General features: G+C 70.5%; 10 protein-coding genes. 8 read left to right on the top strand and 2 right to left on the bottom strand.

Features of this window, described 5'->3' with window-relative positions; all coding sequences use genetic code 11:
- The first annotated feature begins 7 nt into the window (after nt 1–7).
- From ABIC53_RS08485 to ABIC53_RS08505, 5 genes are all read left to right on the top strand, one after another.
- A complete protein-coding gene (locus tag ABIC53_RS08485) occupies nt 8–319 on the top strand; it encodes a hypothetical protein (protein ID WP_323987366.1) in 312 nt (103 codons plus the stop codon).
- Nucleotides 320–424: 105 nt separating this feature from the next.
- Nucleotides 425–961: a GNAT family N-acetyltransferase gene (locus ABIC53_RS08490; RefSeq protein ID WP_274177474.1), complete on the top strand. Its 537-nt coding sequence runs from the start codon at nt 425–427 to the stop codon at nt 959–961.
- Nucleotides 962–1,000: 39 nt separating this feature from the next.
- The gene (locus ABIC53_RS08495; RefSeq protein WP_274177473.1) at nt 1,001–1,798 is read left to right on the top strand and encodes an alpha/beta fold hydrolase; all 798 of its coding nucleotides are present in this window, start codon (nt 1,001–1,003) and stop codon (nt 1,796–1,798) included.
- 220 nt (nt 1,799–2,018) lie between these two features.
- Nucleotides 2,019–2,300 carry a GlsB/YeaQ/YmgE family stress response membrane protein gene (locus ABIC53_RS08500; RefSeq protein ID WP_023951967.1) on the top strand — a complete coding sequence of 94 codons (282 nt, stop codon included), beginning with the start codon at nt 2,019–2,021 and terminating at the stop codon, nt 2,298–2,300.
- Nucleotides 2,301–2,453: 153 nt separating this feature from the next.
- Nucleotides 2,454–3,404 carry an aldo/keto reductase gene (locus tag ABIC53_RS08505; RefSeq protein ID WP_282502214.1) on the top strand — a complete coding sequence of 317 codons (951 nt, stop codon included), beginning with the start codon at nt 2,454–2,456 and terminating at the stop codon, nt 3,402–3,404.
- A 101-nt stretch (nt 3,405–3,505) separates the two neighbouring features.
- Here ABIC53_RS08505 and ABIC53_RS08510 read toward each other — a convergent pair whose 3' ends face one another.
- Nucleotides 3,506–4,627, bottom strand: a complete 1,122-nt coding sequence (locus tag ABIC53_RS08510; protein WP_354451107.1) for a substrate-binding domain-containing protein — start codon at nt 4,625–4,627, stop codon at nt 3,506–3,508.
- Nucleotides 4,628–4,742: 115 nt separating this feature from the next.
- Here ABIC53_RS08510 and ABIC53_RS08515 point away from each other — a divergent pair, with 115 nt between their 5' ends.
- Nucleotides 4,743–10,160, top strand: coding sequence for an Ig-like domain-containing protein (locus tag ABIC53_RS08515; protein ID WP_282502212.1), 5,418 nt, complete (start codon nt 4,743–4,745; stop codon nt 10,158–10,160).
- A 171-nt stretch (nt 10,161–10,331) separates the two neighbouring features.
- A complete protein-coding gene (locus ABIC53_RS08520; RefSeq protein ID WP_112613567.1) occupies nt 10,332–10,958 on the top strand; it encodes a helix-turn-helix transcriptional regulator in 627 nt (208 codons plus the stop codon).
- Nucleotides 10,959–10,994: 36 nt separating this feature from the next.
- On the opposite strand, the gene ABIC53_RS08525 is transcribed toward ABIC53_RS08520, so the two are convergent.
- A complete protein-coding gene (locus ABIC53_RS08525; protein ID WP_274177469.1) occupies nt 10,995–11,561 on the bottom strand; it encodes a TetR/AcrR family transcriptional regulator in 567 nt (188 codons plus the stop codon).
- Nucleotides 11,562–11,599: 38 nt separating this feature from the next.
- Between ABIC53_RS08525 and ABIC53_RS08530 the strand changes: the two genes are divergently transcribed.
- The gene (locus ABIC53_RS08530; RefSeq protein WP_354451110.1) at nt 11,600–12,763 is read left to right on the top strand and encodes an MFS transporter; all 1,164 of its coding nucleotides are present in this window, start codon (nt 11,600–11,602) and stop codon (nt 12,761–12,763) included.
- Nucleotides 12,764–12,771 lie beyond the last annotated feature (8 nt).

The raw sequence follows: 12,771 nt of genomic DNA on the forward strand, positions 1-12,771 counted from the left end.
CGGCGGCGTGACGAAGCTCGACGTCCATCCATCTGCACCGCTCGCGATCGCGTCGGGCGCGGTCGTACTCGCGGGACTCGACGTCGCGTCCGGCCTGATCGCGGTGCGAGATGACGAGGCGTATCTCGCTATCGCGGTGTCCGCTGGCCTTCGTCTCTTCGCGGCGCTGTGCCTCGTCGTCGCGCTGGTTGCGGCGTTCCTGACCCCGAAACGGCGGGGCGTGCAGATCGCCGGGGTTCTCGCGGTGGCGGTGGTTGCGATCGCCGTGGTATCCATCGGCGAACACCTCGCCCGCGAAGCGAGCGCCTTCATCCCCTGACCTGACACAGCCCAGCCAGCCGTTAGCGTTGAGCGCGAGCGCCGCTGACCGGCGCACGGCTGCCGCGACCGCGGCACCGCCCGCCCCCGAAGCGAAGGCGCCGCCATGATCATCGAGCTCGTCCGTATCGACCCGACGGGAGCCGACCGCGAGGAACTGATCGCGTTCATGACCGGCGAGGTGTTCCCGTTCCACGTCGGGACCCGGCCGACGCGCGAGCAGGTCGAGGACGGCATCGCCGCGGGACGGTTCCGCGACGACGACAACGACTCGTTCTGGATCGACCATGTCGAGCACGGCCGCATCGGGTTCTTCCGCCTCGAGGAGATCAGCGACGGCGCACCGCTGTTCGATCTCCGGCTGGCGTCGGCGTGGCGGGGCCGCGGCCTCGCGAAAGACGTGCTGGCGACGGCGGCAGACCACGTGTTCACGACGATGCCCGACGTCGACCGCTTCGAGGGGCAGACCCGCGAGGACAATCGCGCGATGCGCCGCGTCTTCGATGCGTGCGGCTGGGTCCAGGAGGCCTACTACCGCGAGGGATGGCCCGTCGAGGGGGCCGAACCGCTGGGATCGGTGGCGTACAGCATCCTCCGTCGCGACTGGGAGACGGGCGAGGTCACGCCACTGCGCTGGTCGTAGCTCGCGCCGAGCACGCACCATGGCGGCGAGAATGGAGGGATGACGCAGCACCGCCGCACCATCATCGACCGTGACGGCGTCTCGCTCACGGTGACCGAGGCGGGAGGGTCGGGTTCCGCGGTCCTGCTGCTGCACGGGTTGGCGGGCAGCTCGCGCGAGCTCATGCCCACGGCGGACGCGCTCACCGACCGGCATCGCGTGCTGCTGCTCGACCAACGCGGTCATGGCTGCAGCACGCGGCGACCCGACGATCTCTCCCGCGACGCCTTCGTTGCGGATGCCGTCGCCGTGATCGAGCGGTTCGCGCCGGACGAGCGGGTGGCGCTGGTCGGACAGTCGATGGGCGCGCACACCGCGTTCCTCACCGCGAGCCGTCATTCCGACCTGGTGAGCCGGCTCGTCATGCTGGAGGGACACCCGGCGGGAAGCGCCGATCCTCAGGATGCCGCCGACCTCGGCGCCTTCTTCGCCTCGTGGCCGACCCCGTTCGCCGACGCTGCCGCCGCGCGGGCCTTCCTGGGCGACTCGCCGCTCGTCGACGCCTGGGTCGCCGACCTCGAGAAGACGCCGTCGGGATTGCGGCCGCGCTTCGACGCGGACGTCATGCAGGCCGTGATCACCGCGGTGCACGAGCCGCGATGGCCCGAGTGGGAGAGCCTCACGGTGCCGACGACCGCCGTCTTCGCCCACCGCGGCATGTTCTCCCCCGAGCAACAGGCCGAGCTTGTCCGCCGACGCCCCGGCACCCGCATCCTGCCTCTCCCCGACGGCACCCACGACGCACATCTCGACGCATTCCCCGCTTGGCTCGCCGTGCTGCGTGAGGCGCTTGCCTGACGTAGCTCGGCCGAGTACGCACCATGGCGCCGAGAGCGCACCGTCGCGGGTGCGTTCTCGCCGCGACGGTGCGTGCTCGCCGCTCGCACGGGCCCGAAAGGGTACAACCACGGCGGGAGTGGGCGAAAGAGCGAACGTGATCCCGCGGGCGCGGCCATAACCTGTCGTCCGCCCCCGGGTGCCCACCGGCACCTGTTCCAGCGAAGAAAGAAGAAGCACCATGCTCTGGACGATCCTCGGCCTCATCCTCGTCGGACTGATCGCCGGCTTCATCGCACGCGCCGTCATCCCCGGCAAGCAGAACATCGGCATCCTGATGACCATCGTGCTCGGCATCGTCGGCTCGTTCGTCGGCGGATTCCTCGGATTCCTCATCTTCAACCACAGCCCCGAGGGCGGCTTCCTGCAGCCCTCCGGCATCATCGGCTCGATCATCGGCGCCATCATCGTGCTCGGCATCTACGTCGCCGTCTCGCGCCGCGGCTCGACCCGCACGCGCTGACACCGCTGCGCACGCGCACCGCGCCAACTCCTCAGATTCGGCGACCCCCTCCCCTGGCGGGGGCTCGGCACCGCATGGCGGGTCGGATTCTGAGGAGTTGGCGCGTCGTCGTTGGACCGGAATACGAACTCGCCCCCACACCTTGAACCCAACATGAGCACGATCGGAAACAGCGACCTCTCCGTCTTCCCCCTCGCCCTCGGCGGCAATGTCTTCGGCTGGACCGCCGACCGCGACGCGTCGTTCGCGATCCTCGACGCTTTCGTCGAGGGAGGCGGCAACTTCGTCGACACCGCCGATTCCTACAGCGCCTGGGCGCCCGGCCACAGCGGCGGCGAGAGCGAGACGATCATCGGCGAATGGCTCGCCGCGCGCAGCCGCCCCGAGGTCGTCGTGGCGACCAAGGTCAGCCAGCATCCCGACTTCCGCGGTCTGTCCGCCTCGAACGTCCGCGCTGCCGCGGAGGCATCGCTGAAGCGCCTGGGCGTCGACGCGATCGACCTCTACTACGCCCACTTCGACGACGAGGAGACCCCTCTCGAAGAGACGGTCGGCGCGTTCGGCCAGCTCGTCGCCGACGGCCTCGTCCGCCACATCGCCGTGTCGAACTACACCGCCGAGCGCATCGAGGAGTGGCTGCGCATCGCCGACGAGACCGGCGTCGCCCGCCCCGTGGCCATCCAGCCCCACTACAACCTCGTGCACCGCAACGAGGTCGAAGACACGATCGTGCCGATCGCCGAGCGCGAGAACCTCAGCCTCGTCCCCTACTTCGCTCTAGCGAAGGGCTTCCTGACCGGCAAGTACCGGTCGACAGACGCCTCGGGGCACGACACCCCGCGCGCCGAGGGCGCCGCCGTGTATGCGACGCCGCAGGGCCTGCAGATCATCGAGACGCTCGAGCGCATCGGCGCCGCACACGACGTATCGATCGCCTCGGCCGCTCTCGCGTGGCTGCGCTCGCAGCCGACCGTCGTCGCGCCGATCGCGAGCGCCTCGCGCCTCGAGCAGGTGCAGGGCCTGCTCGACGGCGGACGCGTCGAGCTCACGGCCGACGAGATCGCCGAGCTCACCCGCGTCTCGACGTGGAGCCCGGAGGCCTGATCGGCAGCATCCGTAGCTCGGAGAATCACGCGAACCTCGGAGCCCTGCGCACGCGGGCTCCGAGGTTCGTCGTATGCTCCGACGTTCGCGTCGACGCGCGCTCATCGCCGCAGGTCGACCGCAGTGGAGTCGCGGGCATGCAGCGAGGGCAGCACGTGGGTGCGCTGAACGGGTCGCGCGGCCCCGCCGGCCAATCGCGCCGTCACCGCCTCGACCGCGAGCCTGCCGATGTGCTGCTTCGGCGGCCGCAGAGCCGTGATGGCGGGCTCGGCGCTCGCAGCGACCTCGTCGTCGTAGGCGATGATCGCGAGGTCGTCGGGCATGGACCACCCGAGGTCGCGCGCCTGCTGCTGCACGAGGACTGCCTGAGGGTCGGAGTGGACGAGCAGCGCGGTCGTCCTGCTCCGGCGGCACTCGGCGAGCAGGTCCGCCACGACGCTCTCGCGCGTTGCGGCGTCGAGCTCGTCGAGGGAGAGATCGCGGTCGATCGTCGGGACGAGCCCGTCGTTCTCGATGGCACGCCGCCAGCCGCGTCGCAACGGGGGTGATGTCGGCGAACCGGCCGATGTCACGAAGCCCACGCGGACGTGTCCGCGCGCCGAAAGATGGGCGGCGGCCAGCGATCCTCCGAAGTCGTGGTCGGTCGTCACCCACTCCAACCGGGTGAGCGCGAGGTGCGAGGGAGCGCTGCGCTCCGCCAGGACGACGGGGATCGGCAACGCGTCGAGCCAGTGCAGCAACGCCGCGCCGTCGGCTCCGAGCGTCTCGGGCGCCACGATGAGCCCGTGAAGATCGCCCATGTCGAGCAGCGACGAGATCTGACGGCGTTGGTCGTGCACCGAATAGCTCGCCCCCCGCAGGATGAGCTGCACGCCCGCATCCGTCGCCGCAGCACGGGCACCGATCACGATTTGCGGCCAATAGTAGGTCAGCGACGGGACCACCATTCCCACCCGGAACAGAGTCGGACGTCTGCCGCCCACCCCGAGCGGTACCGAGGTGTCGAGGCGGCTGCGCAGAGTGGCTCCGCCATGCACCCGCGTGAGCAGCCCGCGGTCGGCGAGGTAACCGATGTCGCGGCGGATCGTGAGTTCCGCGACTCCGAAGCGGCGAGCGAGATCGGCGACACGGACCGAGCCCGCGTACCGGAGCTCGTCGAGGATCCGCTCGCGGCGCGACACCGCGAATCTCGCCCCCGTCGGCTCCTCCACGCCACCCACCATAGCGATCGCCTCGGTTCGAGTGTGTTCGAACGCGATCGGATGCCTCGCCTCGATGGCGCCCGGGTGGTTCCCTCGAAGCATCCCCACTGGACCTTCACCGACGAGGAATCCACCGATGACGAAGATGTCATGGGCTCGGGCGTTCGCGCCCGTCGCCGCCGCTCTCATCACGACGACCGGACTGGTCGTCCCCGCAACCGCGGCGAACGCCGTACCCCTCTCGTCCGTCGCAGCGGATGCCGCCACGGCGACCTCCGGCGCTTCCGAGCTGCCCACGCTCACCTATGACGACGTCGCAGAATGGGCCGAGCTGCTCGTGGACGGCGAGGACGTCGAGCGCGATGCATCGGGCTCGCCGTTCAACACATTCGGCGGCTTCGGCTCGGTGTCGTGCAACAACACCTCGAACCTCCTCCTCGATTACAAGGAGGAGCACCCGGACGTCTATTGGCGCATCCTGCGGATGCTGTTCGACCCGGTGGAGGGCGCGGGTCTGAAGCACATCAAGGTCGAGCTCGGCGCGGACAACAACACCTCGTCGGGAACCGAGCCCGCCACGAAGCGCTCCGCCGACGAACCCGCCAACGTGCTGCGCGGCGCCGGCTTCCACTTCATCGCCGACGCGCAGTCGATCAACCCGGACGTCGAGGTCGAGGCCCTCCGCTGGGGCGAGCCGTCGTGGACGAAGGCCGAGCCCGACCTGCGATACCAGTGGTACAAGGAGACGATCGACGCCGCCTACGACACCTACGGCGTCGAGTTCGACTACCTGAGTCCGTCGCAGAACGAGGTCCACGCGAACTACATCGGCTCCGAGCTCGCTTGGACCGTCGACTTCGCGAAGCGCCTCGAGGCCGACGCGCAGGCGGAGGGTGCTCGCTACGACTACGGGAACATCAAGATCGTCGCTCTCGACTCCTACCGCAACGTCGGTCAGGTCTCGCGAGCCATCCTCGCCAGCCCCGAGGCGCTCGAGCAGGTCGATGCGATCGGCTACCACTACGACATCTCCGGTGATCCGGCGCTGACCCGCCTGAACAAGGAGTTCGGGATGGAGGTGCTCTACTCGGAGGGCGTCGCGCCGATGATCGACCCCGAGTACCGCGTGCAGGCCGACCCCGCGCGCGGCGGCATCGGGGGCACCGTCGGCGCCGTCGACATCGCCGACCGGTTCATCAACGCCTACCGGTGGAGCGGCTCGAGCGCCGACCCCGGACACATGACGACGTTCCTCTTCCAGCCCGCCGTCAGCGCGCTGTACGAGGGCTCGCAGTACTCCCCGAAGCACCTCATCCGGGCGTCCGACCCGTGGTCGGGCTACTACGAGGGCGGTGTCGGCATCGCACTGGTGCGGCACTTCACGCAGTTCATGGACGAGGGCTGGGAGTACATCGAAGGCGCCTCGGGCGGCGACGGGCAGAAGGGCGACGGCGGAACCGTCGTCGACACCTCGACCCGCACAGCCCTGACGCTGCGCACGCCCGCAGCCGACGTCGCCGCGGGCGAAGATCTCGAGTTCAGCCAGGTGCATGCCAACAACACCTCACGCGTCCGGAACTTCGAGGTGAAGGTCGCGAACCTCGACACCGACGACGACACCCCGCTGTACGTGTGGGAGACCACGGGACCGGATGCCGGCGACGCGTTCGACGCGGACTGGTTCCAGAACACCGGAAAGGTCGTCCCGGTGCGCACCGAGACGACGGACGGGGTGGAGTACGACGTCTACCGGGTGCAGGTGCAGCCGTACTCGATCCTCACGCTCGCGACGCAGCAGCACGGCATCCATGACGCCGCGACCGACTACGAAAGCGGCCAGTACGCCGCCACGGTGACCGACGACGTCCTGCCGCTCCCCTACACCGACGACTTCGAGTACGCCGACTACGCCGTTCAGGACGTCGGCGGCGTCCCGATGGACTACGTCACCCGCCGGGGCGGGTCGCCCCGCTACACCGCCGACCAGAACGGCGCCTTCGAGGTCATCGGCACGGATGCCGGCAACGTGATGCATCAGGCGATTCACGCCGACAACCGCGGCTACACCTGGAACGTCTGGGGCGACGGCTCGCAGCGCAACCCCTCCACCACGACGCCGGCGACGGTATTGGGCGACCACACCTGGACGAACTACACCGCGAAGATCGACTTCCGCCTCGACGGTGTGGTGCGTGACGCATCGCTGGCGAACTTCGCGGGCCTCGGGGTGCGGCAGACGACCACCGAGGGCACCGGCGCGGACCTCGCGACCTACACCGCTCGCGTGCACGCCGACGGAACGTGGGAGCTGCGCAAGCTCGGCCAGAACGTCGCGACCGGCACCATCTTCATGTTCGACGCCGATGCGTGGCACGAGCTCGAGGTCGAGGCCCGCGAGAACGTCATCACCGTCCGCCTCGACGGTCAGCAGCTCGGCACCTACGCCGACACCACGCCGAACCCGACGATGGCCGGGCGCGTCTCGATCGTGAGCGGCTACTACAACACCCAGTTCGACGACCTCGCGATCAGCCCCATCGAGGATCTGTCGTGGCACGCCGTGAAGGTCGATGACGCCGACGCGCGCATCGCGTACCCGCAGGGCTCGTCGTTCACGCAGGCCGGCTATGCCCACTACAACCGCACGCAGCACGTCGTCGCCGCGGGCCGCTCGTTCGCCTTCGACCTCGAGGGCACCGGCTTCAACCTCAACGGCGCGACCGGCGCCTCGGTCCTCTCGATCATGATCGATGATCAGCCGGCACGCTCCGTCACCGTCTCGGGCATCGGCAACCGCCAGACCTCGGCATGGGTGCGCGGACTCGAGGACGCTCCGCACCGCGTCACGGTGCAGGTCGTCTCGGGAACCTTCAGCCTCGACAGCATCGACTTGCTCGTCGGCGGATCGAGCGGTGGCACGGCCGACCCCGAGCTGCGGCCGGTCGAGGTCCTGACGGCGCTTCCCCGCCTGTCGACCGCCCCCACGGCGGTCCCGGGGCTGCCCGACACCGTGCGCGCTCGCAGCGAGGCCGGCGGCGAGATCGACGCCCCGGTGACGTGGAGCACGACTCCCGCGCAGTTCGGCACCGCCTACGATCTCGTGAAGGTCGACGGTGTGTTCCGCGACAACCCGGCACTGGCGGTCAGCGCCTACGTCGAGGTGGTGCCCGCCGGCATCCGCTACTTCGTCGATGCCAACGCCCCCACCGATGCGCCGTCGTATCCCGCGGTTCGGGATGCCGCGGCCGACACTCTGCGCAACACCGCCGCCGACGCCGCCTACTCGGCGAGCGCCGGATGGGGCCGGGTCGGATCGGCGTCGGCGAAGGGCCGTCTGAATCAGACGCCGTACGACAAGACCCGCGAGACCGGCTGGTACAGCGCGAACGCGGCGACCCCCCTCGTCTACCGCTTCGCCCTGGAGGCGGGCGAATACGACATCGCGACCGGCCACACCGAGTGGTGGAACCCCGGCTCGGGGCGCAGCCGGGTCGTGACGGGTACGGTCGAGTACACCGCGGGCGGCGAGACCGTGCAGGTGCCGATCGGCAACCACACCTTCGCCAACGGCAGCATCGGCCAGAGCGCTGTACTGCGAGGTGGATTCACTCTCGACGCAGCGACCGACGTGACGGTGCGGATCAGCGGAACCGGCGGAACGGAGGCCCCGGCCCTCAGCTGGATCGGCATCTCCGACCACACCGAGACGGCCGATCGCACCGAGCTCGCCGCGGCGTTGGCCGAAGCGACGACGGCGCCGCGGCAGGCCTACACCCCCGAGACCTGGCAGGCATTGCGCGACCAGGGCCTCGCGGCCAAGGCCGTTCACGACGACCCGACGGCGACGCAGGAGCAGGTGGATGCCGCGACCGCGGCGCTGCGCGCGACGATCGACGCCCTCGTCGAGGTCGCCTACCTGGCACTGCCCGACTACCGCGTCGCCGTGGTGGCAGGCGAGGAGCTCGATCTCCCCGACACGGTCGAGCTGGCGACGCGCAGCGGTGCGACGCAGGAGGTCCCCGTGCAGTGGCAGGAGACGCCGACCGCCGAGACGCCCTACGCGGTCGTCCCGGTCGCAGGTCGCGCCGGTCAGACCGGTCAGACACCGGTGACGCTCCAGCTCGAGGTCGTGCCGGACGGCGTCGTTGCCTTCGTCGACGCGGCATCCACGCAGGGCGCCGCCGACCCCGAGGCGCCGGGGGCGTCACCCGCCTTCGATGCTGTCGCCGAGCTCCGCGGCGACGCGCTCATCGGCGACGTCCCCGATCAGGTCTTCGACGACGAGACCGGGTGGGGGCTGCGCAACCCGATCGGGTCGGGCGAGAGCTATGTCGGCCTCCGCGCCCGCGGCACCGGCGTCTACGACAAGAGCCGCACCACCGGGTGGTGGGCGAGCTCAGGCGGATCGGTCGACTACGGCTTCACCCTCCCCGCCGGCTCGTACGAGCTGACCAGCGGGTACCAGGAATGGTGGAGCGTGACGCGCCAGGTCGCACCGAGCGTCGAGATCGGCGGCGAGCGGATCTCCGGCGATCGGGTGAACCTGTCGGGATCGACCCCCCAGGGCACCTCGACGATCGCGTTCACGCTCGACGAGGAGACCGTCGTCGACTTCCGGGCCGCGCGCGGCACCGGGACCGCGGACCCCGTGCTCAGCTGGATCGCCATCGCCGATGTCACGGCGCCCGGCGCACCCTCCGGCGTCGCGGCCGAGGCGACGTCGACGACGACCGCGACGGTGTCGTGGCAGGCACCGGCGGGTGCCGGTACCCGGTACGACGGTTTCCGTGTCTTCGTGGGCGACGCGGCCGAGCCGGTGTGCGAGGTGGCATCGGATGTCACCACCTGCGAGGTGACCGGGCTGACCGCGGGCAGCACCTCCGACGTCTCCGTCGTCTCTTTCGACGCCGATGCCGAGAGCGAGCGCGCCACGGTGAGCCTCGTCCTGCCCGAGGTGCCGGCCGACGACGCCCGCTCGGTACCCGGCAAGGCGGTGCTGAGCTCGGACGACGGCTGGGACACGGGCCTGAGGGACGGGACGTTCCGGGTCACCATGAACCTCTGGTGGGGTCAGAACGGTTCGCTGTTCAAGCTCTACCGCGACGGCGAGCTGGTCGGGTCGGTGCCGTTGGAGATCGCGAGCGGCCCGAGCGCACAGCAGGCGGTCGTCGACATCGCGGGACTGCCGAACGGCACCTACCGGTTCACCGGTGAGCTGGTGAACTCGCGCGGGACGACGGCGACGGCACCGCTGACGGTGACCGTGACCGACGCCTCCCCCGGCTCGCCCGTGCTCTCTCACGACAACCACGACGGCGACGGCAGCTACACCGTGCGCGCCGACATGTGGTGGGGCACGAACGCGACCTCGTACCGGTTCCTCGAGAACGACGTCGAGGTTGCCGCGGGAGACCTCGCGTCCGCCAGCCCACGAGCCCAGATGGCGACGCTCGCGGTGTCGGGCAAGACCCCCGGGCGGTACCGGTACGTCGTCGAGTTCATCAACGCGGCGGGCACGACGGTGAGCAGGCCGCTCGTGGTGACCGTGCGGTAGCGGCATCCGTAGCTCGGAGAATCACGCGAACCTCGGAGCCCCGCGCACGCGGGCTCCGAGGTTCGTGGCTTTCTCCGAGGTTCGCCGGCCGAAGTGCTCGACGGCGTGAGCAAAACGACAAAATTCACGGTGTGGTAGGACCACACCGGTTTTCCGTGTTTAATGAGTCCTATGAGCACCGCGACCGTCGGATACAGCGCCATCTCGAGCTACTCCCGCGTGGAGATCCTGCACCTCATCCAGGAGCAGCCCCGCCGGACGATCCTCGAGCTCCAAGAGGCCACCGACCTGCACCCCAACACCATCCGCGAGCACCTGGCACGCCTGATCTCCGACGGGTTCATCGTGGCCGAGAAGGAGCACCGCACCACCCGCGGCCGCCCCCGCGTGCTCTACAGCGCCGCTGACGGCGACGCGACCCGTAGCGCCATCCAGCGCCGCAAGGTGCGGGATGCCGCGCAGCGCGGCGACCTCATGCGCCGCGTCCTGACCCTCGACGTGCCGGACGTGCTCGAGACCCGCGCCCTGCACCAGATCGATGCCCTCGTCGAGGAGCTCGAGGACGAGGGCTTCGACCCGATCATCGACGACGCCGCGCTGACCGTCGACCTCACCCCGTGCGCCCACGCGACGGCGCAGGCGGATCACCGCGAGGTGCTGTGCAGCGTGCACTTGAGCCTGCTGCAGGGTGTGCTCACCGAGGCGGGCGGACCGCTCGCTGTAGATGGCATGCGCTCCTCGTGCGACCCGTCGGTGTGCATCATCCAGCTGCTGCACGCAGCGACCACCCACGACTGACCCCGATCGGGCTGGGCACGGCACCCGAGCCCGGCGTCAGACCCCGGCGGCCGCGATCAGGATCGCCGCCGTCGAGCGCGCGTGCGCGGTGTCGTGATCGCGCTCGCGCAGCCGCATCGCCAGGTCTCCGCTGACGACGAGAAGCAGCCGCTCCGCAAGCTCGTCCGCGGCGGCGCCGGCGACGGGACGCGCGAGCGCCGTCAGCCGCGCCCGCATGCCCTCGGTGTCGGCGCGGACAGCGGATGCCACCTCCGGCGGCGGGTCGGCATACTCCGCGGCCGCCCCGAGGAAGGCGCACCAGCGCGACCCGCGTGGCTCGTCGCGGAACGCCGCCAGCGCGTCGAACACCGCCAGCAGGCGCTCCACGTCGTCGGCGCTGCGCGCCACAGCGGCATCCCACGTCTCCAGCCACACCCGCTGCCGCCGCTCGAGCGCCGCCGCGAGCACCGCCTCTTTGCTGGGGAACCCGCGGTAGAGCGTCGCCGCCGACACGCCAGCACGCGCGATCACCGCATCGATCGGCGTCGCGGCGATGCCCTGCGTGAAGAAGAGGTCCTCGGCGGCGTCGAGGATGCGTTCCTCCGTGCGCGGCCGCATTCCCATGCCAGCACTCTATGCTCGGTAAAGTGAAACGGTCGTTTTTGTTTTGGCGGTGGCCCCTCGTCGCTTCGGGTGTCGCGCTCATCGCGGCGACCTACGGCCTCGTGCGCCTAGCCTTCGGACTCCATCTGCCCGATATGAGCGACGACCTCGGGATAGACACCGGCGCGGCCGGCCTCATCTCGGCGGCGGGCTCGATCTCGTACGCGGTCGCCGCGGTGATCGGGTTCCTCGCCGCCGAGCGCCATCCCCGGCTCCTCGTGATCGCAGCGACCCTCACCGCAGGCGGCGGCGCCGTCGGGATCGCCGTGGCGACGGATGCCGCGACCTGCGCCCCCGCGGCGGCGATCGCCTCGGCCGGGGCCGGGCTCGCCTCCCCCGCCCTCGTGCGCCTGGTCGCTCGCACCTTCGCCGAGCATGAGTCGAGCACGCCGCAGGCGATCGTCAACGCCGGAACCGGCCCGGGCCTCGTGGCTGCCGGAGCAATCCCCCTGATTCTCACCGCCGATTGGCGCATGTGCTGGATGATCGCGGCCGTCGCCACCGCGGTGGCGGGGATCGCCGTCCTCATCACCGACCGCGCGCGCGAAAGCGCACCGGTCGACACGCGCGCGAACCGGCCCGCCATCCTCCCGCCGCGCGAATGGTGGGCGGCGCATCGGTCCGCGGTCGCGGCATCCGTCCTCCTCGGGGTCGGCGCGTCCGCGATCTGGAACTACGGCCGTACCGTCCTGGTCGAGGCGGGAGCATCGGAGGCGCAGTCGGTGACGTCCTGGATCCTGCTCGGATGCGGCGGCGCCGCCGTCATCGTCACGTCGCGGCTTCTGCGCGGGCTGCAGCCGCGCGCCCTCTGGCTGATCGGCGCGAGCCTCATCAGCGTGTCGACGCTGGCGATCGGCGCTGCCCCGGCCCAGGGCACGCTCTCCGCCGCAGCGTGCGCCGTGTTCGGGTGGGCGTACGTCACGGCGTCGGGGGCCCTCATCGGATGGACGACGCAGATCAATGCTGCCCACGCGGCAGCCGGCACAGCCCTGCTGTTCGTGACCTTCATGGTCGGCCAGGCGCTCGGAGCGGCGGTTCTCGGCGCCCTGCTCCCCCTCGTCGGGCCCGTGACCGGGTTCGCCGCCGCGGCCGCTCTGGGCATCGCCGGCGGCGCGAGCCTGATCGCACCGGCCCGCCGCGAGGCGACCGCACCCCGCGTCTGAGCCTCGAC

This window comes from Microbacterium sp. 1262 (assembly GCF_040544895.1).
GTDB classification, from domain to species: domain Bacteria; phylum Actinomycetota; class Actinomycetes; order Actinomycetales; family Microbacteriaceae; genus Microbacterium; species Microbacterium plantarum.